Annotated in this window: 18 protein-coding genes; 5 read left to right on the top strand and 13 right to left on the bottom strand. The window is 66.1% G+C overall.

Going from position 1 to position 21,403, the window contains the following annotated elements:
* Window positions 1–17 precede the first annotated feature (17 nt).
* The gene (locus HF684_RS14695) at window positions 18–593 is read left to right on the top strand and encodes a MarR family transcriptional regulator (RefSeq protein ID WP_169253070.1); all 576 of its coding nucleotides are present in this window, start codon (window positions 18–20) and stop codon (window positions 591–593) included.
* Between the two features lie 65 nt (window positions 594–658).
* Here the strand turns inward: HF684_RS14695 and HF684_RS14690 are convergent, their stop codons facing one another.
* The 4 genes from HF684_RS14690 to HF684_RS14675 all read right to left on the bottom strand — a co-directional run bounded on the left by HF684_RS14690 (window position 659) and on the right by HF684_RS14675 (window position 4,331).
* Window positions 659–1,552 (bottom strand): SDR family oxidoreductase, encoded by an 894-nt coding sequence (locus HF684_RS14690; RefSeq protein ID WP_169253069.1) that lies wholly within the window; start codon window positions 1,550–1,552, stop codon window positions 659–661.
* A gap of 221 nt (window positions 1,553–1,773) precedes the next feature.
* Complete coding sequence (locus HF684_RS14685; protein WP_169253068.1) at window positions 1,774–2,190, bottom strand: ChaB family protein; 417 nt, start codon at window positions 2,188–2,190, stop codon at window positions 1,774–1,776.
* 58 nt (window positions 2,191–2,248) lie between these two features.
* Window positions 2,249–3,139: a Ku protein gene (locus tag HF684_RS14680; protein WP_169253067.1), complete on the bottom strand. Its 891-nt coding sequence runs from the start codon at window positions 3,137–3,139 to the stop codon at window positions 2,249–2,251.
* 88 nt (window positions 3,140–3,227) lie between these two features.
* Window positions 3,228–4,331, bottom strand: coding sequence for an aromatic acid exporter family protein (locus HF684_RS14675; protein WP_169253066.1), 1,104 nt, complete (start codon window positions 4,329–4,331; stop codon window positions 3,228–3,230).
* 235 nt (window positions 4,332–4,566) lie between these two features.
* On the opposite strand from HF684_RS14675, the gene HF684_RS14670 reads away from it, so the two are divergent.
* The 3 genes from HF684_RS14670 to HF684_RS14660 are packed head-to-tail and all read left to right on the top strand — an operon-like array spanning window position 4,567 to window position 7,151.
* Window positions 4,567–4,710 (top strand): GPGG-motif small membrane protein, encoded by a 144-nt coding sequence (locus tag HF684_RS14670; RefSeq protein WP_169253065.1) that lies wholly within the window; start codon window positions 4,567–4,569, stop codon window positions 4,708–4,710.
* Between the two features lie 60 nt (window positions 4,711–4,770).
* The gene (locus HF684_RS14665; RefSeq protein WP_211168006.1) at window positions 4,771–6,027 is read left to right on the top strand and encodes a phospholipase D-like domain-containing protein; all 1,257 of its coding nucleotides are present in this window, start codon (window positions 4,771–4,773) and stop codon (window positions 6,025–6,027) included.
* A 5-nt stretch (window positions 6,028–6,032) separates the two neighbouring features.
* Window positions 6,033–7,151, top strand: coding sequence for an XdhC/CoxI family protein (locus HF684_RS14660; protein ID WP_169253064.1), 1,119 nt, complete (start codon window positions 6,033–6,035; stop codon window positions 7,149–7,151).
* Here the strand turns inward: HF684_RS14660 and HF684_RS14655 are convergent.
* From HF684_RS14655 to HF684_RS14640, 4 genes are read right to left on the bottom strand one after another with little or no spacing between them, the layout of a single operon-like run.
* A complete protein-coding gene (locus tag HF684_RS14655) occupies window positions 7,135–7,800 on the bottom strand; it encodes a nucleotidyltransferase family protein (protein ID WP_169253063.1) in 666 nt (221 codons plus the stop codon). The two genes, HF684_RS14660 and HF684_RS14655, sit on opposite strands and share 17 nt — an antisense overlap.
* Complete coding sequence (locus HF684_RS14650; RefSeq protein WP_169253062.1) at window positions 7,797–9,869, bottom strand: xanthine dehydrogenase family protein molybdopterin-binding subunit; 2,073 nt, start codon at window positions 9,867–9,869, stop codon at window positions 7,797–7,799. The genes HF684_RS14655 and HF684_RS14650 overlap by 4 nt, the downstream gene beginning before the upstream one ends.
* Window positions 9,862–10,896, bottom strand: coding sequence for a xanthine dehydrogenase family protein subunit M (locus tag HF684_RS14645; protein WP_169253061.1), 1,035 nt, complete (start codon window positions 10,894–10,896; stop codon window positions 9,862–9,864). The genes HF684_RS14650 and HF684_RS14645 overlap by 8 nt, the downstream gene beginning before the upstream one ends.
* Window positions 10,893–11,405 carry a 2Fe-2S iron-sulfur cluster-binding protein gene (locus HF684_RS14640; protein WP_169253060.1) on the bottom strand — a complete coding sequence of 171 codons (513 nt, stop codon included), beginning with the start codon at window positions 11,403–11,405 and terminating at the stop codon, window positions 10,893–10,895. The genes HF684_RS14645 and HF684_RS14640 overlap by 4 nt, the downstream gene beginning before the upstream one ends.
* 212 nt (window positions 11,406–11,617) lie before the next feature.
* Between HF684_RS14640 and HF684_RS14635 the strand changes: the two genes are divergently transcribed.
* Window positions 11,618–14,095, top strand: coding sequence for an ATP-dependent DNA ligase (locus HF684_RS14635; protein WP_248278965.1), 2,478 nt, complete (start codon window positions 11,618–11,620; stop codon window positions 14,093–14,095).
* Between the two features lie 25 nt (window positions 14,096–14,120).
* Here the strand turns inward: HF684_RS14635 and HF684_RS14630 are convergent, their stop codons facing one another.
* The 5 genes from HF684_RS14630 to HF684_RS14610 all read right to left on the bottom strand — a co-directional run bounded on the left by HF684_RS14630 (window position 14,121) and on the right by HF684_RS14610 (window position 21,325).
* Window positions 14,121–15,707, bottom strand: coding sequence for an FMN-binding glutamate synthase family protein (locus tag HF684_RS14630; protein WP_169253058.1), 1,587 nt, complete (start codon window positions 15,705–15,707; stop codon window positions 14,121–14,123).
* 96 nt (window positions 15,708–15,803) lie between these two features.
* On the bottom strand, window positions 15,804–17,237 hold the full coding sequence (locus tag HF684_RS14625) for an MFS transporter (protein WP_211168005.1): 1,434 nt from the start codon (window positions 17,235–17,237) through the stop codon (window positions 15,804–15,806).
* Window positions 17,238–17,636: 399 nt separating this feature from the next.
* Window positions 17,637–19,775 carry a catalase gene (locus HF684_RS14620; RefSeq protein ID WP_169253057.1) on the bottom strand — a complete coding sequence of 713 codons (2,139 nt, stop codon included), beginning with the start codon at window positions 19,773–19,775 and terminating at the stop codon, window positions 17,637–17,639.
* A 285-nt stretch (window positions 19,776–20,060) separates the two neighbouring features.
* Window positions 20,061–20,567, bottom strand: a complete 507-nt coding sequence (locus tag HF684_RS14615) for a flavin reductase family protein (RefSeq protein WP_169253056.1) — start codon at window positions 20,565–20,567, stop codon at window positions 20,061–20,063.
* Window positions 20,564–21,325 carry a pyrimidine reductase family protein gene (locus HF684_RS14610; protein WP_169253055.1) on the bottom strand — a complete coding sequence of 254 codons (762 nt, stop codon included), beginning with the start codon at window positions 21,323–21,325 and terminating at the stop codon, window positions 20,564–20,566. Before HF684_RS14610 ends, HF684_RS14615 begins: the two co-directional genes overlap by 4 nt.
* Window positions 21,326–21,403: the final 78 nt, after the last annotated feature.

Below are 21,403 nucleotides of genomic sequence, written 5' to 3'. Positions count from 1 at the left end.
AGCGGTATGCTGTCAGCGTGCCGTCCGCAGACCCGAAGGCAGCTGGGCTGACCTACTTCTCGAATGAATCGGAGTTCTCCGATCGCTCGGCCCTGTCCGCATCCGAGATCGCGGAGTGCACCGCACTCATGGAGGCGCTGCGGCAGTGGCATGAGGCCGAACGCGTCCTCGCCGAGGCGTCGCGACGCTACATGCAGCTCAACGACAGCGATATGCGCACCATCCGCCTGCTCATCCGCGCGCAGCGGCAGGGGCTCGTCGTGACCCCCAAGGACATTGCTGCGGCCGTCGGCATCTCCAGCGCCTCGACGACGAAGCTCATCGATCGCCTCGTCGCCGGTGGGCACCTGGTTCGGATTCCGCATCCCCACGACAGGCGCACCACCAGCATCGAGGTGACTGAGGCGACAGCCCAGGCCGCGCATGAGGCGGTCGGCCGCCAGCACGCGCGGCGCTTCGAGGCGATCGCTGCCCTGGACAGCCAGGAGCGCGAGACCGTGCTGCGGTTCCTCTCCGCCATGACCGAAGCCGACCGTCCGCAGGGCGTACTGGCCGACAACGCGAGGGACCGGCCGGGACAGGACAGGGCATAGCACTTGACACGGCGCTCCTCTCGCTTTCGGTCCCTCGCTTCGACGACCGCACCTGGAGCCGACGGTCAGGGGGTGGGCTGTCCGCCGTTGACGTTGAGGGTCTCACCGATGACGTAGCTCGATTCCGATGAGGTCAGGAAGACGTACGCGGGAGCCAGCTCCGTCGGCTGACCGGCCCGACCCAGCGGAGTGTTCTTCCCGAAGTGCGGCAGGGCGTCCTTCGGCTGTCCGTCCGAGACCTGCAGCGGGGTCCAGATCGGCCCCGGTGCCACGGAATTCACCCGGATGCCCTTCGGAGCCAGCTGAGTGGCCAGCCCCTTCGTGAAGTTGTTGATCGCCGCTTTCGTCGATGCATAGTCGATGAGGTGGGCGGACGGCGAATATGCCTGCACGGAGGTGCTGTTGACGATCGTCGACCCGGGCTCGAGATGTTCGAGCGCGGCCTGGGAGACCCGGAACATCGCGTGGATGTTCGTCCGGAACGTGTCCTCCCACTGTTCGTCCGTGAGGTCGGCGATGTCTTCGACGGCGATCTGTCGGCCGGCATTGTTGACCACCGCATCGAGTCCGCCCAGCTCCGCGGCCGCCCGGCGGACCACCTCGCGGCAGTAGTCGGGGTCGGACAGGTCGCCCGGCAGCGGCACGGCCTTGCGACCGGCCTGGCGGATGACCTCGCACACGTGCTGAGCGTCCTCCTCCTCGGCGGGCAGATAGGACAGAGCGACATCGGCTCCCTCACGGGCGAAGGCGATCGCGACCGCGGACCCGATGCCGGAGTCCGAGCCGGTGATCAGTGCCCTGCGGCCGCGGAGCCTGCCGGTGCCGGTGTAGCTGTCCTCACCGCGGTCCGTGCCGGGAATGAGCTCGGCGTCGAGACCCGGTTCGGGCTGATCCTGCTTCGGCGGTGAGATCTCGGGGAATCGTCGGACGGGGTCCTGGAAGGTCAGCTGGTCGCTCATCGGCTTCCTCCTTTGTCGTCGGTGGCCTCCGTGATTCCTGCCTCGCGTGCGCAGTGCGAGCAACAGAACACGGATTCGCCGTCACTGTGTCTGTCATAGTGCTCCGATCTCTGATTGTGCGTCTGTCGGGACAGTGAGCCGGAGGTCCTCACGGTAGTCCCGGCTTTCGGCTGCCGGTAGATCTCTGCGTGCCGCTTCGTTTTCGCCGCGTCAGCCGACCATCAGGAATTCTGCTTGGTCTTCCGCTTGCTCTCCTTCTCGAGTGCGTCGACGAGCTCCTGCTTCGTCATCGACGATCGTCCCGAGATCTTCAGTCGCTTCGCCTGCTCGTAGAGGTGCTCCTTCGAGGCTTCAGCGTCGACTCCGCCGGCGGTCGTGCGGTCGGTGTTCTTGCCGCCGGCGCTCTGCGCATCCGACGGTCCGGAGGAGTCCTTCTCCTCCCATTTGTCGCCGACCTTCTCATAGCTGTGTTTGAGCGCGTCGTAGGCGACCTGGTGAGCGCGCTTCTCGTCTCCGTACTGGTCGATGGCCGAGTCGTAGGCCTTGGCGAAGGTCCGCTGCGCCTTCTTGCTCGACTTCTCCAGCGTCGAGGGCAGCTCGCTCTCCTTCGGCTTTCCTGTCTTCGTCGTCTTCGGCATGGTGGAACAGCTCCTTCGTGGTCGGTTCGAGGTTTCGGTCAGTTGAGTGCGGTGGCCCTCACCCGGTGCGTTTCTTCGCAGCGGACGATTTCTTCGGTCCCGATTTCTTCGCCGAGGTCTTCTTCGCATTCGCCTTCTTGCCCGACGTTCCCTGCTTCGATGACCGAGAACTGTCCACGGACTTCCGCAGCGCCTCCATGAGGTCGATGACATCGCCTCCGGTGTCCTCCTCGGACTCTTCCTCGTCGAAGGTCTTCTCGACGTCGAGGCTCTCGCCGGATTCGATCTTCGCGTCGATGAGTCTGCGCAGTTCGACCTGGTAGTCGTCGCTGAACTCTTCGGGGGTGAAGTCCTCGGAGTAGGACTCGACGAGCTTCTCCGACATCTCGAGTTCCTTGTCCGAGATCTTCGCCTTCGAGTTCACTCCCTTGAAGTCGACGTCGCGGATCTCATCGGCCCAGCGCAGGGTCTGGATCATGAGGACCTTGCCGCACACCCGGAGCACGGCCAGACGCGTCCGGGTGCGCAGAGTGAGCCTGACGATCGCGGTCCGCTCGGTGTCCTCGAGAGTCTGACGCAGCAGGAGGTAGGCCTTCGGCGTCTTCGACGTCGGCTCGAGGAAGTAGGCTTTCTCGAGCATGATGGGGTCGATCTCGTCGCTGGGCACGAACTGGAGGACGTCGATGTCGTCGTTGTCCTCTGCGGGAAGTGCCTCGAAGTCCTCACCCGTGAGAACGACCCGGTGCTCGCCGTCGTCGTAGGCCTTGTCGATGTCGTCGTACTCGACGGTCTGTCCGCATTTCTCGCAGCGGTGCTGGTTGCGGATCCGTCCGCCGTCCTTCGCATGGACCTGGTGCATTCGCACGTCGTGGTTCTCCGTGGCCGAGTACAGCTTCACGGGCACATTCACGAGGCCGAAGGCGATGGATCCGGTCCAGATAGCTCTCATTCACCCATTGAAACGCAGGTTTCGAGCACTGGCTAGCCCCCATGGCCGGGCCTGCGGCCGACGTGCTCGGAGCCACTGGCTCCGAAAGTCAACTGGACTCTCGGGCGCTGCGTGCCGAGGCGACGTCGTCGACGATGACGACGATATGGCGCAGGCTGGTGATGAGTGAGCCGTAGATCGGCCACGTGGTCTCCGGAAGCGACCGATCCCGGGAGATGTCGGTCGACAGCTGCTGGAGACGGTCGAAGATCGGTTCGACGTCGGCATCGGGATCGGCGATGGACCGTCCGGCATCGGCGACGATCGACGCCCACTCGTCGCGGAACCAGGTGTTCCATTCTCTTTCGGATGAGGAGGCCTCACGAAGAGTGCGGGCGAGATTCCGCAGGTGGGAGATGCCTTCGTCGGCTCTGAACAGGATGCTCTCGTAGCTTTCCTTCTCCGCGGAGTCGGCTGTGTCTCCTCGGCGTCGCAGTCTCCTGGCACGGATCGCTGTGCGGGGATTGATGCGGCGGCTCTCACGGGCGAACCGCACGGTCTGCCACGCCGAGTCGAGTTCTCGGCTCATGGCCTCCGTCCGCTCGAACCACTCCTGGGCGGCATCCGAGCCCCAGGAGCGGGAGAACTGATCCGACATGTCTGTGAGCACTTCGCCCATCTGCCGGTTGACGCTGTCGATGTAGCGAGCCGCCTGCCGATCACGCAGAGGCGGGACCATGAGGAGATTGACCACAAGGCCGACGGCCACTCCGAGGGCGAGTTCGACGAGGCGGTCGACGAGCAGAGGCTGCTGAGAATCGAATCCGGAGCCGAGGATGAAGATCGCCGTCGTCGCGATCGCCACTCCTTCGTCACGGATCCAGGACAGGCGGGCACCGGCCAGACCGACGAACATCGCCAGAGCGAAAGTCCAGAGACCGACCCCGAGGTAGTTGCCGATGAGGAAGGACACGCCCACGCCGATCGTCGACGCAATCGTCGTCTGCACCCCTCGCGAGAACGATCTGTAGACGGTGGCGTGGACCGTCAGCAGCGCCGTCCACGGAGCAAGGAACGGCATCTGACTGTCAAGCACGGCGTCGGAGACCCACCAAGCTCCGGTTGCGGCGATCACGCCCTTGGCGATCTGCAGGAGGTCGGTGGCGAATTCCGGCCGCCGGAGGTATCCCTCCAATGAGCGGTTATGGGGCATGGCTGGCTCCTCGCCTCGAAGTCCGGTCAGAACAGTTCAGCTACGGCAACAGTGTACGGGGGTGTCCCGCACGCTCTTCCATCGAATTCGCTGTCCGGGACTGCCGTTCCCGGTTCCATCTGATGAGGCACCGCCGCCGTCCTGCCGGGTCAGCGAAGCGGTGTTAGATTGGCGATTCGACAGCGAACCGGTCGTCTGTTCGCCGTCCTCGCAACGACCGAATGAAGGAGCAATCATGGCTGTCATTCTCTGGATCATCGCAGCGCTGCTCGTGGTCTCCGGTATCGCTGCCCTCTTCAGGAAGCAGATTCTCTGGGGCGTTGTGCTCATCGTCCTCGGCTGCCTCGTCGGACCCGGGGGCGTGAGCATCTTCACCTGACGGAGTCTGACGGATGTCAGCTGAGGGAAGCGGGCGGGTCGGGAGGGATAGAGTGAGCGAATGTCTCCTCTGAGAAATCCTGCTCTCCGCCAGGTCGACCGTCTGCGGCGAATCGTGCCCTGGGCGGTCGCCGGCCTCGCCAGTGCAGTGCCGGCGACCGTCGCCGCCTCGATGGCTGTCGACCTCATCCAGAAACGAGGGCGGAAGTCGCGACCCGCGCCGCGACCGGGCACGTTCAGTTCGACGGTCGAAGAGTCAGAACTCGACATCTACACCGATGGCGCCACTCTCTACGAGGACATGCTCGATGCGATCGGCTCCGCACGCGAGTCGATCCTCATGGAGACGTTCATCTGGAAGAACGACGAGGTGGGGCAGCGATTCATCGACGCGTTCAACGCCGCTGCGGCCCGCGGTGTGGAGATCCATCTCATCTACGACGGCTTCGCCAACCTGTCGGTGCCCATCTCCTTCTACCGGCAGCTCTCCGAGCAGATCCGTGTGCTGCGCCTGCCGACGGTCGCGCGGAGGTTCTGGCGGGGCCCGTTGCGCCACTCTGGATTCAACCATTCGAAGATCCTCGTCATCGATGACGATGTGGCCTTCGTCGGTGGGTTCAACATCGGCTCTCTCTACGCCCGGCACTGGCGCGACACCCACCTGCGATCGGTCGGTCCCGGAACCTGGGGCCTGCGACAGACCATCGCGGAAGTGTGGAACGAATTCCACGACACCGGCGAGCAGATCGCCTGGGTTCCGCCCGCCGCCTGGGAATCGAAGCTGCGGGTCTCGGCGAATCTCCCGATCCACCTCGTCTATCCCATTCGCAGCATGTATCTCAACGCCTTCGCCCGTGCGCGGAAGCGGATCTGGCTGACGACGCCCTATTTCATTCCCGACCAGCAGCTGCTGCACTCTCTCGTCGAGGCGGCGGAGCGCGGCGTGGACGTGCGGGTCATGGTTCCGCAGGAGTCGAACCACATCCTCGGTGATTGGCTCTCCCGCGGATTCTTCGAGCAGATGATCAACTCGAAGGTCACGGTGCTGCTCTACACCGCGAGCATGATCCATTCGAAGGTCGCCACCGTCGACGGAGAATGGTCGACGGTGGGCACGGCGAACATCGACCGGCTGTCGTTGACCTTCAACTACGAGACGAATGTCGAAGTCATCGACCGTGCATTCGCCACCGAGATGGAGAAGGTCTTCGACAGCGACTCCACGCACTGTGTCGAACTCGGTTCGGACTGGCTCAACCGCCACCGGCTGACCAAACTCGCCGAACGCGCTCTTGTGCCGATGCGACCCTGGCTGTGACGCGAATGCTCGACGTTCTCTCCGCCGCTGCCACCCGGCTCTTCGACTCGCAGGAGCCGCAGGATGTCGCCGTCGCGACGATCATCGCGACCGAAGGGTCGGTTCCGCGCCCGGCGGGAACCTCGATGCTCGTCGACGCCGCCGACGGAATCTTCGGCTCCCTCACCGGAGGGTGCGTCGAAGCAGCCGTGTTTGAGGCGTGCCGGGACGCGCTCGCCACCGGAGACGCCTCGGTGCAGGGTTTCGGCTACAGCGATGAGGATGCCTTTGCCGTCGGGCTCATGTGCGGTGGCCGCATCGACGTGCTCATCCAGCCCTTCCGCTCGGGCTGTCCCGTCCTGCGCTCGGACAGCGAGCCGGCTGCCATGGTGCTGAGGCTGCCCTCCGACGACGCCTGGGCCCCAGCGGCAGCTGTCTCCGCCGCCGCTGTGGACGGGAGCACCGGGCAGAGCACCGACTCGTTGGCCGTCAGCCTCGAGCCTCTGGTGCCCGACGCCGTGGTCGAGACCGCCGTCCAGCGCGTCGGGGCCTTCATCCGCAGCGGTCGCACCGGCAGGGTCCGGCTTGCTCCGCCGGAGGGCGGCCGCGAGCCGATCGAGCTGTTCGTCGAGACCCGCATCACCCCGGCCCATCTGCTCGTCGTCGGAGCCAACGCCTTCGGTCTCGCCCTCGTCGAGGCGGCCAGACCCTTGGGACTGCGCATCACTGTGTGCGACCCCCGTCCGGCCTTCGCCGACCCGGCATCGTATCCCGGCGCCGAGGTGGTCCGGGCCTGGCCGCACCGATTCCTCGTCGAGGCAGCCGCCACCGGTGAGCTCGACGACCGGAGCATGATCTGCGTCCTCAGCCACGATCCGAAGGTCGACATCCCCACCCTGACCGCCGCGCTCGACCTCGACGTGGCCTATGTCGGGGCGATGGGTTCGCGCCGCAGCGACCGCCACCGCCGCGCGGCCCTGCGTGAAGCAGGAGTGGAGAGCCCGGCGCTGGCGCGGCTGCATTCGCCGATCGGTCTCGATCTGGAGACATTCACCCCCGCCGAGGTGGCTGTGTCGATTCTCGCGGAGATCCTCGCCGTCCGCGGGGGCCGTCGACGGGTCGTTCCGCTCAGCGGCGATGCCTGACGTCAGCCCGCAGCCGGTGCAGATCCGCCGGCACATCGACATCGGCACCGTCATCGAGATCGGAGCAGTCGATGAGGTCGACGACGGATCTGTGTGCGTCGAGCAGACCACGGGCACCGATGTCGCCGTGTGCGGCAGCCGCCGCCTGGCCCGTCCAACTCGCGTCGAAGAGCACGGGGTGACCGCGCCGAAGCTGCCCCTTCGAGTCTCGGTGGCCCGCAGCGGTGATCCTACCGGGACTGTGGGCAGCGATGAGACGGGCGACTTCGGCAGCACAGATGCCTGGACGGTCCACGGGCGTGACCATGACATCCGGTCCCGGCCCGATCGCCTGCAGACCCCGGCGCAGCGAGGTCCGCATTCCCGAAGGCCAGTCAGGATTGAAGGCGATGGACACACGGTCACGCCCGGCAAGCGCACTCGCGACCTCCTCGCCGCGGGCTCCGGTGACGACTGTGACATCCTGGCAGCCACCTTCGAGCAGGGCGAGGACGACCGACTCGATCAGGGTGAGGCCGTCATCGCACGGCAGCAGTGCCTTCGGCCCTCGGCCGAGGCGTCGCCCCGCACCGGCGGCGAGAACGAGACCTCTCGGGCGTCGGCCCGCGAAAGACTGACTCGGACGTGTCGTGTCGGCCCCGCCGCTCACGTCGGCAGGAACGCGTCGCCGAAGACCGGAAGATCGCGCACTCGCACCCCGGTGGCGTTGAAGGCGGCGTTCGCGATCGCCGCTGCGGCACCGACGATGCCGATCTCACCGATGCCGCGGGCGCCGAGGGGACCGGCGTGCGGGTCCTCCTCGTCGAGCCAATCTGCCTCGATGTCGGTGATGTCGGCGTTGACGGGCACGTGATACTCCGCGAAGTCGTGGTTGACGACGTGACCGAAGCGGGGGTCGAGTTCGCCCTTCTCATGCAGTGCCATTCCCACGCCCATGGTCATGCCGCCGATGAACTGTGAGCGTGCGGTGCTCGGGTTGACGATCCGCCCGGCGGAGAACATGCCGAACATGCGCCTCAGCCGGATCTCACCGGTGGTCGGCTGGATGCGGACCTCAGCGAAATGGGCGCCGAAGGAGTGCAGCGCGAACTTCTCCGCCGCGGGATTGGCCTCGGCCTGACCGTGGGCCTCTGCGCCGACGGCGGGATCGGCTCCGTGCTCGGAACGGAGCGCCTGCGCTGCGGCGACGATTGCGGTACTCCAACTCGCCAGACCCGTGGATCCGCCGGCCACGGTCGCATTCGGCAGCGCGGTGTCGCCGATTCGCAGCTCCACGCGCCCGAAGGGGACGCCGAGGGCGTCCGCGGCAGCCTGAGACAGAGCAGTCCACGTCCCGGTGCCCAGGTCGGCGGCACCGATCGAGACCTCGAAGCCCTCGGGCGTGCGGCGGATCCGCGCAACGGAGCCCGGCTGCCGGCCGGCCGGATAAGTCGACGAGGCCACCCCCATGCCGATGAGCCACCCGTTCTCCCAGCGAGTGCGCGGCTGCGGATTCCGCTTCTCCCAACCGAAGCGGTCCGCACCTTTCCGCAGGCAGTCGATGAGGCGGCGCTGGTTGAATGGCAGCCCGGTGTCCGGGTCGGTGGTCGGCTCATTGCGCACCCGCAGCTCGATGGGGTCGAGCCCGGCGGCCACGGCGAGTTCGTCCATGGCGATCTCGAGTCCGACCATGCCCGGCGCCTCACCGGGCGCACGCATCCACGACGGCACCGGCACGTCGAGCGGAACCACCCGCTGGGTGAGGCGGCGGTTGTCACCTGCGTACATCATGCGGCCCGGCTTCGTCGCCTCCTCGGGGAACTCCTTGGTCTGCGAGGACATGGAGACCGCATCATAGGCGAAGGCCGTGAGCGTGCCGTCGGCTCGAGCACCCAAACGGATGTGCTGCAGAGTCGGAGCCCGATAGCCGGTGATCGAGAACATCTGCTGCCGGGTCACGGCGTATTTCACCGGCCGGCCCGGCACCGCCTGCGCGGCGAGAACAGCAAGCATCATATCCGCGTGGGGGACGCCCTTGGAGCCGAAGCCCCCGCCGACGTGCGGGGAGATGATGCGGATCTTCTCCTGCTCCACCCCGAGGATCGGCGCCAATGTCGCACGCGCGGGGTGCACCCCCTGCGTCGAGGTCCACAGGGTCAGCGCGTCTCCGTCCCAGCGGGCGACGGTGGTGTGCGGTTCCATGGGATTGTTGTGCTCCATGGGAGTGCTGTAGCGCGCATCGATGCTCACGGCCGCCTCGGCGAGGGCCGCGTCGACGTCACCGGCGCGCACATCTCCGCTGCCCGACTCCGGTTCACGCGAATCAGGATGATCCTCTCGCAGCTCGACGTCGTGATCGTCCTGCACATAGGTGATCTCGACGAGGCCCGCCGCGTGGCGGGCCCGCTCGGTGGTGGTGGCGATGACGGCACCGAGGTACTGGCCGCGGAAGCCGATCTCAGCAGAGCGCAGGATCGCGAGCTCACCGTCATCCGTGTTCGCCAGCTCGGGGGCGTTGTCGTGGGTGAGCACATGCACCACTCCCTCCGCAGCTTCGGCTGCCGAGAGGTCGATGTGCGCTGCCCGCCCGCGGGCGATCTGCGCCTGCAGGGGGAAGAGGTAGAGCGGATCGTCGAGAGGGTGCTCATAGGCGTAGGGGGCGAGGCCGCGGACCTTGTCGGGGCCGTCGAGGCGGACCTGATGGGTGCCGACGGCCGTGGTCGTGAGCAGGTCACTCATGAGTGTCCTCCGTGGTCGATTCCGCCGTCGTCGCCGCGGCTGCGGTGAGCTCGGCGAGCACGGTGCTGATGGCGCCGCGAGTCATCTGGACCTTGAAGCGGTTGCCGGCGAGGGGTTCGGCCGCCTCGAGCTCGGCGTCGGCTGCTGCCAGGAACGTCTCCTGGTTCGGTTCCGCGCCGCGCAGCACCGCCTCGGCGGCGCCGGCCCGCCAGGGTTTGTGGGCGACGCCGCCGAGGGCGATCGCGGCCTCACGGATGACCGGTGCGGGCCCTGCCGTGTCGACGTCGACTCGGGCCGCGACGGAGACGAGAGCGAAGGCGTAGGAGGCGCGGTCGCGGATCTTCCGATATGTCGAGGCCCCGGGGCGCGGGGGAGGGAGCTCGAGGGCGGTGATGAGCTCGCCGTGTTCGAGGACCGTGTCCTGCTCGGGGCGATCCCCGGGCAGCCGATGGAGCTCGGTGACCGGGATCCGGCGTTCACCGGTCGCACCGAGGACGACGACCGTGGCATCGAGTGCGGTCAGAGCGACGGCCATGTCGGAGGGGTGGGTGGCCACGCAGTCCGCTGAGGCACCGAGGATCGCGTGGTAGCGGGTGTAGCCGCCGATGGCCGAGCAGCCGGATCCGGGTTCGCGTTTGTTGCAGGGGGTCGTCGTGTCCTGGAAGTACACGCACCGGGTGCGCTGCAGCAGGTTCCCGCCCATCGTGGCCGCGTTGCGCAGCTGACCGGAGGCACCGGAGAGCAGGGCACGCGAGAGCATCGGGTAGTCGCGTCGGATGCGCGGGTCGGCGGCGGCGTCGCTGTTGCGCACCATCGCACCGATTCGCAGGCCTCCGTCGTCGAGTGCCTCGACCTCTGTGAGTTCGAGGCGGTTGATGTCGACGACGAGGTCCGGTTCTGCGACTCCGAGTTTGAGATGATCGACGAGGTTCGTGCCTCCCGCCAGGAACACCGCGTCGGGACGATCGGTGACAGTCGTGACGGCTCCGGCGGCATCGGCGGCGCGTTCGTAGTCGAAGGGGTTCATCGTGACTCCTCTGCGGCTCGGCTCACGGCCGCGACGATGTTGACATAGGCTCCGCAGCGGCAGAGGTTGCCGCTCATCCGCTCGCGGATCTCCTCCTCGGACAGCTCGACCGGTCCCTCGAGGTCATCGGTGACCGCACTCGGTGCATCGTCGGCGGCTTCGGCCAGCATGCCGGCGGCCGAGCAGACCTGGCCCGGTGTGTAGTACCCGCACTGGAACGCGTCGTGGGCGAGGAACGCCCGATGCAGAGTGGAGAGCTCACCCTCGGGGGCCAGACCGTCGGCCGTCGTGACCTCGGCGTCGTCGTGGGTGAGCGCGAGCGCCAGGCAGGAGTTGAGCCGACGGCCGTCGACGAGGACGGTGCAGGCCCCGCACTGGCCGTGGTCGCAGCCCTTCTTCGCGGACATCACCCCCAACCGGTCCCGCAGCGCATCGAGAAGAGTGGTTCTAGAATCCACGACCAGAGTGTGCTCCTGGCCGTCGACGGTGAAGTGCAGCGAATGTCCCATGTGGGAGCCTCCAGACAGCATTGTCGACGTCCGTCAAACTTAACCCCGTTCGGACACCCCGACAAGAGGGTTCAGCTTTCGCCATCGCGGGGCCGGACTCCCACAGCGGAGATGGTCGGGCGCTCTCGCACCCCCTGTTGCCCATGGCGGTCTCCGACTACCGTGAAAGGACCATCGGTCCGGCACGAAAAGTGCGAACGAGGAGGTGCCCAGTGGCGCGCCGCGAGCAGAAGGTCACAGTCGAGGGCCATCGGCTGACATTGAGCAATCTGGACAAGGTCCTCTACCCGGAGACCGGCACGACGAAGGGGGAGATCCTCGACTACTGCGCCAGGATCGCCCCGCACCTCATCCGCCATGCCCGGGACCGGATCGCCACGCGCAAACGCTGGGTCGACGGCGTCGGCACTCCCGATGACCCCGGGGATGTGTTCTTCGAGAAGAACCTCCCGGACTCCGCCCCGTCGTGGATCCCATCCCGCGCGATCCGGCACTCCACCGGCACCAAACGCTATCCGCTGGTCAACGATCTCGCCACCCTGACGTACCTCACGCAGATGGCCGCGCTCGAGATCCATGTGCCCCAGTGGAGGGTGAGCGCCGGAGCGAAGGACCCCGGCACGATCGACTCGGAGACCCGCTTCCCTGACCGGATGGTCTTCGACCTCGACCCGGGACCCGGCCGCGGCCTGGCCGACTGCATCGAGGTGGCCCAGCTCGTGCGCGAAGTGCTCGAGGGCATGGACCTCGAGGTCTTCCCGGTGACCAGCGGATCGAAAGGCGTCCACCTGTATGCACCGCTGGACGGTTCGGTGAGTTCTCAGCACGTCTCCGACGTCGCTCATGAGCTCGCCCGCAGCCTGGAAGCCGACCACACGAAGCTCATCGTCTCGGCGATGAAGAAGACGCTGCGGGAGAACAAGGTCCTCATCGACTGGTCGCAGAACTCGGCGTCGAAGACCACGGTGGCTCCGTATTCTCTGCGCGGACGATTCACCCCCATGGTCGCCGCACCGCGCAGGTGGGACGAATTCGACGACCCGGCCGCCGTCGAGCAGGTGCGTTTCGAAGAGGTGCTCGACCGGATCGACGATGTCGGGGACCTCCTCGAACCTCTCGCCGAGGCGGTCGGAGGAACCGCCTCGGCGCCGGAGTCTGGGTCCGATTCGGGGCCCAGAGCCGACCCGAAGTCGGACGAGGACCCGGAAGCCGAGCGCGACCGACTGGAGATCTACCGCTCCAAACGGAACCCGAAGCGCACGAGCGAACCCGTGCCGGCGAAACAGGGAACGAGCGGGGACGAACTGACCTTCGTCATCCAGGAACACCATGCGAGGAGCCTCCACTGGGACTTCCGCCTCGAACACGATGGTGTGCTGGTCTCCTGGGCGCTGCCGAAGGGGCCGCCGACCGACCCGGGGAAGAACCATCTTGCGGTCCAGACAGAGGACCACCCCCTCGAATACGGCAGCTTCGAAGGCTCGATACCAAAAGGGGAGTACGGGGCCGGCGATGTCGAGATCTGGGACGCAGGTACCGCTGAGTTCGAGAAATGGCAAGAAGGCAAGGAGATCATCGCGGTCCTTCACGGGCGTGAGGACGGCGGCCTCGGGGGAGTGCGGCGGTTCGCCCTGTTCAACACCGGGAACCACGGCCCGAACAAGGACCCGGAGAAGAACTGGATGATCCACCTCATGGAGGACGAACCGAAGAAGGAGGGTCTGCCGGCGAATCTGTCTCCGATGCTCGCGAGCATCGGAGACATCGATTCCGTACGCAGGGAAGCCGAGGACTGGGCCTTCGAGATGAAGTGGGACGGCATCCGTGCTCTGGCCAGGGTGCGGCCGGGTGACGGGGACCGCGGGAGCATCGAGCTGACCAGCCGCAACGGCCGTGACATGACGAGCACCTATCCGGAGCTTCGCGAACTGACCGACTGCGTTGATGTCGACTGCGTCCTCGACGGGGAGATCGTCGCCCTCGGGCAGGGCGGCAGACCGGATTTCGGGAGACTTCAGCGCAGAATGGGACTGAGCCGGGAGCGTGACGTCGAACGAGAACGGCGCCGCACCCCCGTGTACCTCATGCTCTTCGACGTCCTCCATGCCGACGGGACCTCGCTGCTGCGCACTCCGTACACAGAGCGCCGCGAGCGCCTGTTCGAACTCGTGACTGAGAGCGACCACATCCAGGTGCCCGAGGCTTTTGAGGGCAGCGTTGACGCCGCCTTCGAGTCCAGCCGGAAGCTTCGCCTCGAAGGGGTGATGGCGAAGCGGACCGACAGCGTCTATCTCCCCGGAAAACGCACCCGCACCTGGGCCAAGCTCAAGCACGCTTCGACGCGTGATGTCATCATCGTCGGCTGGCGGACCGGAGGAGGCGAACGCTCGGACAGCTTCGCCTCACTGCTGGTCGCCGCCCATGACGACGACGGGCTCCACTACCTGGGCCGCGTGGGCACCGGGTTCGACGAGGCGGCCCTGCGGAGTCTGCGCTCCAGCCTCGACCGCCGGTGGCGGAAGACGGCGGCACTCACGGTGCCGGCCGCCGAGTCGCGAGATGCCCACTGGGTGCGCCCCGACCTCGTCGGAGAGATCCGGTTCTCGGGCCTGACCGAGGCCGGACGCCTGCGGCACCCGGTCTGGCGGGGCCTGCGCTCCGACATCGACGCAGAGGATGTCCGCGTCTGAGCTGCCTCGGCAGACGGGCGGTCGCTCAGACCGAACGGAACGTTCCCGAATCGGCCGCCGCCCAATCGCGGCTCCAGGACTCGGGCGGCTGTGCCAGCAGCTCTCCTGGTTCCAGCCAGTCGTAGAGCTCGGCGTACGACAGGTGTTCGTTGCGGCCGATGTTGCGGTGGAGCTGCTGTGGGGAGAGCTCGATGGGATCGCTGACGCCCATCGAGGCCATGATCTCCACGGCCTGCTGTACGGTCGCCTCCTGATAGTTCCGCACCCGTTCGCTCTTGTCACCCACGTGCAGCGCCCTCTGCCGCTTGGGGTCCTGGGTGGTGACACCGACCGGGCACTGTCCGGTATGGCAGATCTGCGCCTGAATGCAGCCGACTGCCATCATCATGGCGCGGGCCGAGTTCGTATAGTCCGCCCCCTGGATGAGGCGTTTGACGATGTCGTTGCCGGCGGCGACTTTCCCGCTGGCGCCGATGCGGATCCGATCTCGCAGGCCTGTTCCGACCAGCGCATTGTGGACGGTGAGCAGGCCGTCGGTGAGCGGAGTGCCCACGTGATCCTCGTACTCCAGGGGAGCGGCACCCGTGCCGCCCTCGGACCCGTCGACGATGATGAAGTCGGGTGCGGTCCCGACCTCGAGCATCGCCTTGCAGATCGCGAGCACATCCGTGCGGGATCCCACGCAGAGTTTGAATCCTGCGGGCTTGCCGCCCGAGAGCTCGCGCATCCGGGCGATGAACTCGATGAGTTCGACCGGGGTGCTGAAGACGCTGTGGGCGGCCGGGCTCACGCACTTCTCTCCCTGCGGGACGCCTCGGGTCCGGGCGATCTCGGCGTTGACCTTCGCTGCGGGCAGCACGCCTCCGATTCCGGGCTTCGCGCCCTGGCTCAGTTTGAGCGAGACGCACTTGACCTGGTCGCGGGAGCTTTGGTCGGCGAACTGCGCGGGGTCGAAGTCGCCGCTGTCGGCCCTCGCGCCGAAATAGCCCGACCCGATCTCCCAGACGAGGTCGCCGCCGTTCTCGAGGTGGTAGTCGGAGATCCCGCCCTCGCCGGTGTCGTGGGCGAAGCCGCCGAGGCCGGCACCGCGGTTGAGCGCCCTGACCGCGTTGGGCGACAAGGATCCGAAGCTCATGGCCGAGACGTTGAGCAGCGCCATGCTGTAGGGCTTGGCACAGTCGGGTCCGCCCACTTGCACGCGAGGCGTCTGGTCGGGAACCGCGACGGGTGCGGTGGAGTGGATGAGGAACTCATAGCCGACGGCGTTGACGTCCCGTTCGGTGCCGAAGGCCAGCTCTCCGTGGATTCCCTTCGCGCGTTCGTAGACGAGGGAGCGGATGTCTCGGTCGAAGGGCCGTCCGTCCCAGTTGCGTTCGATGAAGTACTGCTGGAGTTCGGGTCGGAGAGTCTCCAACAGGAATCGCAGGTGACCGACGACCGGGTAGTTGCGCAGAATGGAGTGCTTGCGCTGCAGCAGGTCGTACGCTGCCACCCCGACGATGGCGAGCACCGCCCCACCGAGGACCCACCACGCCCAGGGTCCGACGGCTGCTGCCCAAGCCGCGGCGACCAGTCCGATCAGCGCTGATGTGACCGCCAGGAAACGCCCCATGTGAAACTCCTCACTCCGAGTGCTGAGTCGAGGCCGAGCCCCGCTCCTTCACTCCATCGTGGACCTCCGGCCGACGCTTGGAAAGCGCCGGCGACCTCAATGGGAGGGCTGCTTGTCCTCGGGGTCGTCGGTGCCGTTGTCGTTGAAGCCGATGAGGTCATAGCCCATCTCGGCGAGCTCTTCGTCTTCGGAACCGGGGGGAGTCGTGCCGTCGATGGGGCGGCCGGCTGTCTCATTGAAGAAGTGGATGCCGACGAGCCCGATGACTCCGGCGGCGACGAGGTAGACGGCGGGGAAGAGCTCGAAGCCGGTCTTCTGGATGACGAAGGTGTTGACCGCCGCGGTCGTGCCGCCGAAGATCGCCGTGGAGATGTTGTAGCCGATGGCGAACCCGGAGAAGCGCACCTGTGTGGGGAAGATCGCAGGCAGTGTCGCCGAGACGCAGGACTGGAGCATGACCTGGAGCAGGGCGATGATGCCCAACCCCAGGATCTGCAGGCCGGTCCCTTCGGCCTGGATGAGCAGGAACGCGGGAACGGAGAGGACGATGAACCCGATCGCCGAGGTGTAGAGGACCGGTTTGCGCCCGATGGTGTCGGTCAGCCGTCCCAGGGGAGTGATGACGACCATCATCGACGCCAGCACAATGACGAGCGTGAAGTTGCTCTCGACCTCCGAGTGGCCCAATGTGCTGCTGAGGTAGGTGGGCATGTACGTGAGCACCATGTACTGACCGATGTTGAGCAGAACCACGAAGGCCATGAGCATAGTGATCTGCTTGGAGTAACCGCGGAAGAGATCGCGGAAGGGCTTCTTCGTCGTCTGCTGCCGGCTCGTCGCCGCAGAGAAAGCTTCGGGCTCATCGAGCTTCATCCGCAGCCACAGTGCGATCCCGCCGAGCGGGAGTGTGAGCAGGAACGGCAGTCGCCACCAGCCGGCGTCCATGCCGTCGCTGCCGACGAAGACGAGCAGAACGGTGCAGACCAGTGCCGCCGAGGCGGTTCCGGCCAAGGTGCCGAGCTCGAGGAACGAACCGCAGAAGCCTCGGCGCTTGTCCGGTGCCGACTCTGCCATGTAGACGGCAGCACCACCGTACTCTCCGCCCGTCGAAAAGCCCTGGACCATCCGGCACAGCAGCAGGAGCAGGGGAGCGAACGCACCCAGGGTGGCATAGGTCGGCAGGATGCCGATCAACGTCGTCGGGATGGTCATCATGATGATGGTGAGGACCATGATGTGCTGTCGCCCCACCTTGTCGCCGAGGGGACCGAGGACGAAGCCGCCCAAGGGCCGGAAGACGAACGAGAGGGCGAGGAAGGCGAAAGTGAGCGCCACACCCCACTCGCCGGGGAAGAACGCATTGGCGATGTAGACGGAGACGTAGGAGTAGACACCGTAGTCGAACCATTCGACGGCATTTCCGAGGGCGGACCCGCTGATGGCTCGTCTGAGTGTGCGTCTGTCTCCGGCCGGCATCGTCTTGATGTCGATGCCGTCGGGCGTGGGGATCTTCTCATCGGATTTGCTCACGGCGTCTGTCCTCCCGTCTGTGGTTGTTTCAGTTCCGTGGTCTCTCAACGGAATCTGACCGGCAGGTTAGCACTGCGACCAGGGCGTCTGCGCCCCCTTACGGGAACGCGACAACTGCGTTAGTCTCGGGGGCCTGTTTCCAGGGCGCGCTCGGGCTCGCAGGCAAGGAGTAGGGCGTTGACACGTCGAAGTCCGTCGTCAACTCGCAGGTCGGGATCGGCAAGGAGGGTGAGAGCTTCGGCCTGTCGGTGAGACTCAAGGCCACCCGTGGCACCATCCCCGTCGAGGTCGTCGCGGTCTGAGCCCGCCTGAGGACTTCATCCCTCCTCGCCGTCACGTCTGCATGGCTTCGACAGTTCCGATGGCTGTCACCGGCGCAGCACGGTCGACACCGAGTGCTCAGGTTTCGGTACGTGACCACACACGGTGTTCGGCCAACGATGCCGCGATGTAGTCGACGACCTCACCCAGCTCCGATCCGAAGCAGACCCCGGCGGCGGTGCGCTCGAAGTCGCAGTCGTCCAACAGAGTGCAGGCGTCGCCGTATGCGCCGATGGGCTTGAGATGTCGCCACGATTCCGAGACGAGCAGAGCGATCTCCGTGGTCGGCTCTACTCCATCGGCGAGGATGATGGAGTCGAACTCCACCGACCTCATCGTCGAATAGGTGCGTTCGACACGGATAGCTGAGTCCCCGGTTCCATAGTGGCCGCCGGACGGCGCGACGAGCAGCGGGAGCATCTTCTTCTCTCTGACGAGACTGTGGACGCGTTGGATTCCGTCGATCGGCGTGTCCGTGCCGACGACGAGTCCGACTCTCCGGCCGGCGATGGGCCATCGCCGGCCGACCTGCGACAGCGCCGGGCTGGGTGCGATGTCGGACGGAGCCGAGTGCTGCGGCGGATCGAGGCCCAGTCCCGCTGCCACGTCCGCGCACAGTCGAGCGTCGACCGCTGCGAGCACGCGGAGCTGACGCTTCCGAATCGTTTCCTCATAGCATTTCCCGAGTTCGAAGACGAAGGCATCGACCACGTGCTCTCTTTCGGTCTCGGACAGGCTCAACCAGAACATTCGCGGTTGGCTGAAGTGATCATCGAACGATTCGGGTGATCGCCGTTCCCTGACCGACTCCGGCACTGTCTGCGGAATGTCGTTGAGGGCGTGCGCATCGGTCGCCGAGGTGGGATTGCCGCCGTCGAGCGAGTTGGGCTTGTACGGCGCCGCACCGGTGTGCACGGCCGACTGGTGCATGCCGTCGCGGAGCATATCGTTGACCGGGCAGCGCGGTCGATTGATCGGCAGCTGGGAGAAGTTCGGCCCTCCGAGGCGGGAGATCTGTGTGTCGAGGTAGGAGAAGAGGCGGCCCTGCAAGAGCGGATCGTCGGTGACATCGATTCCCGGCACGAGGTGTCCGGGGTGGAACGCAACCTGCTCCGTTTCGGCGAAGTAGTTCTTCGGATTGCGATCCAGGGTGAGGAGTCCGACAGTGTGGACCGGAGCGAGTTCTTCGGGGACCAGCTTCGTCGGGTCGAGGAGGTCGATGCCTTCGAACGTCTGGTCGTCGGTATCGGGCATGATCTGCAGGCCCAGTTCCCATCTCGGGCAGTCGCCGCTTTCGATGGCGTCGGCAAGATCGCGTCGGTGGAAATCGGGGTCGAATCCGTTGACCAGCTGCGCTTCTTCCCAGAGCAGCGAGTGCACGCCGTTCTCGGGCTTCCAATGGAACTTCACCAAAGATGTCTCACCAGCGGCGTTCTCCATTCGGAAGGTGTTGACCCCGAACCCCTCCATCATTCGGAATGATCGGGGGATCGCCCTGTCGGACATCTGCCACATCGTGTGGTGCGTCGCCTCAGTGTGCAGCGACACGAAGTCCCAGAAGGTGTCGTGGGCGCTCTGAGCCTGCGGGATCTCGCGGTCAGGCTGCGGTTTGGCCGCGTGGATGATGTCGGGGAACTTCAGCGCGTCCTGGATGAAGAAGACGGGGAAGTTGTTTCCCACGAGGTCGAAGACACCGTCGGAGGTGTAGAACTTCGTCGCGAATCCGCGCGTATCGCGTGCGACGTCGGCCGAGCCGCGTGAGCCGACGACCGTGGAGAAACGGGTGAACACTTCGGTCACCGCATCTTTCTGCAGGAATGCGGCTTTCGTCACCGCCTCGGCTCCGTCGTAGGCGCGGAAGAACCCGTGCGCGGCGGCGCCGCGGGCGTGAACGACGCGTTCCGGGATGCGCTCATGGTCGAAGTGAGTGATCTTCTCCCGCAGGTGGTGGTCTTGCATCAGCACGGGCCCGCGAGGCCCTGCCTTGAGCGAGTGGTTGGTATCGCGTAGACGACCGCCTTGGGCGGTGGTGTGGTAGTCGCCCTGTTGAGCCTGCCCCGAACCGGCGTCGTTGCTCTTCGCGCCTGTCGGCGTCGTCGGTTGGGGCCCGCGCTGGTCCGGCTTCGTCTCAGGCGGGCCCTGCGGGGTCGTGGGCTCCTCGAGGTTCGGGGTCTGTGATGTGGGTTTGCCGGGAACTATCGGAGTTTCGGATGACATGGCACCTGTCCTCATCGTTGAGTGATTCTTGTCCACGTGGTCACCGTATTTCCACGGGGGAAGACGAACAATCCCCCTTACGAAAGCCGGTTCCTTCGGCTATGGTGTTGGGGCTTGTGCTGGTTGGGTGGGAATGGTCCGATCACAATTCGGAACCTGCCGATCGCAGATCCGGACAGACCGGAGCCCCGGCGGACCGGGGATCCGCCTGCTCCAACTTTGCTGACTGCAGACCGGCCCGCAGACGACGGGACTCATCTCCGCATGGCGGGCTCGCGATTCCCCTTATGGGCGGATCGCCCTTTCCTCGTTGCCGTGTCCGGGAGTGAGATCACCCAACTGTGATGGCCGCAGGGGAGTGAAGCCGTCCGCGACCTCCACCGAAGACACACGTGCCGTAGTGCAGATGTGATCGCCTCCGTCGTCAAGCATCGCGACTCGTTCGACGAGGAGGCGATTCGGAAGGTCTGCGAGCAGCGGCATCCCATCCTCGGTGACGGTGAAGTCCAGGCCCGCGAACTTGTCCGTGTCCGATCCGGAGCGCGACCCGAAATACCGGGCCAATTCGCGGTCGGCGGTGGTGGGGAAATGGACGGCGAAGTGATCGGCCCGCAGCGCGACCCGGTAGGTGTGGTTGGCTTTCGACAGCCAGAAGCAGTACTGCTCCGGATCGATGCTCGCCTGCGAATGGAAACCGACCAGACAGCCGGCCCGTTCACCCTCCGCCGAGGTGGTGACGACGATGAGTGGGGAATCGACCGATTCCATGAGGTCGTCGAGAGCGGTGCTCATGACCGTCCATCCTCCGGCGTCTTCGACTCATAGCGGAGGAAGAGGGTGTCGTCGGCGACCATCGTCGATTTCAGCGAGAAGTCTGCGATACCGGCTCCCGGCGGCGCGACGCTCACGGGCAGCGGATCGCCTCCCATCATCGGTGAGATCGACAGGCACAGTTCGTCGAGGCGGTCGGCGGCGACGAGCTCTCCGAGCCATCGTGGCCCGCCTTCGCAGAGCACGACCTGGTAGCCGAGACCGGCCAGGGCCTGCAGAGCCTTCGCCGGTTCGACGCGATCTTCGCCGGCGATGATGATCGTGGCGGCCTGTTCCGCGGCGGCCAGCTGCTCGGGATCGGCCTTCGCACACGTGATGACGATGGTGCGTGCGTGCTCCGGGGCTCCGGCGAAGACCGGTGAGGACCAATCGAGGTCGAGGCTGCGACTGACCACCGCCACCGGAGGCATCTCGGACTGGCCCCGATCTCGGCGCTGCGCTCGGGCGGACTCGCTCAGCCGCATCGGCGCATAGCCTTCGCTGCGCACCGTCTGCGCGCCGACCATGACGACATCGGCAATCTGCCGCATTCGCCGAAACAGGTTCTGATCGGGTTCTGTCGACAGTGCGCCGACGCGTCCGTGGATGGCGGCCGTGCCGTCGAGACCAGCCACCATGTGTCCGGTCACCCAGCATTCGTGCCGCGGCCGGGTGCGGTCGACCTCGAGATAGGGTGTCAGCGGGTCCGGGATCGGGGCGCTGCGTTCGAGTGGCTCCATCAGTGCAGTCTACTGAAGGTCGCAGTGACCGGAGCCGCCGATTTTCTCACTCTCACCCGGAGCCGCTGACTCCCCGTT

The organism is Brevibacterium sp. 'Marine' (assembly GCF_012844365.1).
In the GTDB taxonomy this organism is placed as follows: domain Bacteria; phylum Actinomycetota; class Actinomycetes; order Actinomycetales; family Brevibacteriaceae; genus Brevibacterium.
The sequence above is the reverse complement of the archived record's forward strand: the minus strand, read 5'-3'. Positions and strand labels throughout refer to the sequence as shown.

What these genes read in the sequence shown, in the direction of transcription:
- HF684_RS14690 (WP_169253069.1), bottom strand. Translation starts at nt 1,552, where the DNA reads ATGAGCGACCAGCTGACCTTCCAGGACCCCGTCCGACGATTCCCCGAG.
- HF684_RS14685 (WP_169253068.1), bottom strand. Translation starts at nt 2,190, where the DNA reads ATGCCGAAGACGACGAAGACAGGAAAGCCGAAGGAGAGCGAGCTGCCC.
- HF684_RS14680 (WP_169253067.1), bottom strand. Translation starts at nt 3,139, where the DNA reads ATGAGAGCTATCTGGACCGGATCCATCGCCTTCGGCCTCGTGAATGTG.
- HF684_RS14675 (WP_169253066.1), bottom strand. Translation starts at nt 4,331, where the DNA reads ATGCCCCATAACCGCTCATTGGAGGGATACCTCCGGCGGCCGGAATTC.
- HF684_RS14670 (WP_169253065.1), top strand. Translation starts at nt 4,567, where the DNA reads ATGGCTGTCATTCTCTGGATCATCGCAGCGCTGCTCGTGGTCTCCGGT.
- HF684_RS14665 (WP_211168006.1), top strand. Translation starts at nt 4,771, where the DNA reads ATGTCTCCTCTGAGAAATCCTGCTCTCCGCCAGGTCGACCGTCTGCGG.
- HF684_RS14660 (WP_169253064.1), top strand. Translation starts at nt 6,033, where the DNA reads ATGCTCGACGTTCTCTCCGCCGCTGCCACCCGGCTCTTCGACTCGCAG.
- HF684_RS14650 (WP_169253062.1), bottom strand. Translation starts at nt 9,869, where the DNA reads ATGAGTGACCTGCTCACGACCACGGCCGTCGGCACCCATCAGGTCCGC.
- HF684_RS14645 (WP_169253061.1), bottom strand. Translation starts at nt 10,896, where the DNA reads ATGAACCCCTTCGACTACGAACGCGCCGCCGATGCCGCCGGAGCCGTC.
- HF684_RS14640 (WP_169253060.1), bottom strand. Translation starts at nt 11,405, where the DNA reads ATGGGACATTCGCTGCACTTCACCGTCGACGGCCAGGAGCACACTCTG.
- HF684_RS14630 (WP_169253058.1), bottom strand. Translation starts at nt 15,707, where the DNA reads ATGGGGCGTTTCCTGGCGGTCACATCAGCGCTGATCGGACTGGTCGCC.
- HF684_RS14620 (WP_169253057.1), bottom strand. Translation starts at nt 19,775, where the DNA reads ATGTCATCCGAAACTCCGATAGTTCCCGGCAAACCCACATCACAGACC.
- HF684_RS14615 (WP_169253056.1), bottom strand. Translation starts at nt 20,567, where the DNA reads ATGAGCACCGCTCTCGACGACCTCATGGAATCGGTCGATTCCCCACTC.
- HF684_RS14610 (WP_169253055.1), bottom strand. Translation starts at nt 21,325, where the DNA reads ATGGAGCCACTCGAACGCAGCGCCCCGATCCCGGACCCGCTGACACCC.